Source organism: Prevotella sp. P5-64 (assembly GCF_002251285.1).
Classification (GTDB): Bacteria; Bacteroidota; Bacteroidia; order Bacteroidales; family Bacteroidaceae; genus Prevotella.
On record NZ_NPJK01000011.1, the window covers coordinates 1 to 268 of the forward strand.

2 tRNA genes are annotated in these 268 nt (G+C 51.1%); both read left to right on the plus strand.

Features of this window, described 5'->3' with window-relative positions:
• Positions 1 to 44: 44 nt before the first annotated feature.
• A tRNA-Ile gene (locus CIK87_RS03070) sits at positions 45 to 118 on the plus strand.
• A 41-nt stretch (positions 119 to 159) separates the two neighbouring features.
• Positions 160 to 233 (plus strand) — tRNA-Ala (locus CIK87_RS03075).
• Positions 234 to 268 lie beyond the last annotated feature (35 nt).

Genomic DNA, 268 nt, shown 5'->3' on the forward strand with positions numbered 1-268 from the left:
TGGGCGCAGTTAAGCCCACAGGTTAATTGAACGCCGAGTCAGACAGTCCTATAGCTCAGTTGGTTAGAGCGCCACACTGATAATGTGGAGGTCGGCAGTTCAAGTCTGCCTGGGACTACACATCGACAAGATGACCGATAGAATGCTACTCTCAATTATGGGGGATTAGCTCAGCTGGCTAGAGCACCTGCTTTGCAAGCAGGGGGTCAACGGTTCGAATCCGTTATTCTCCACTCCGGGGCATGTCCCCGAAAAGATCTTTGACATA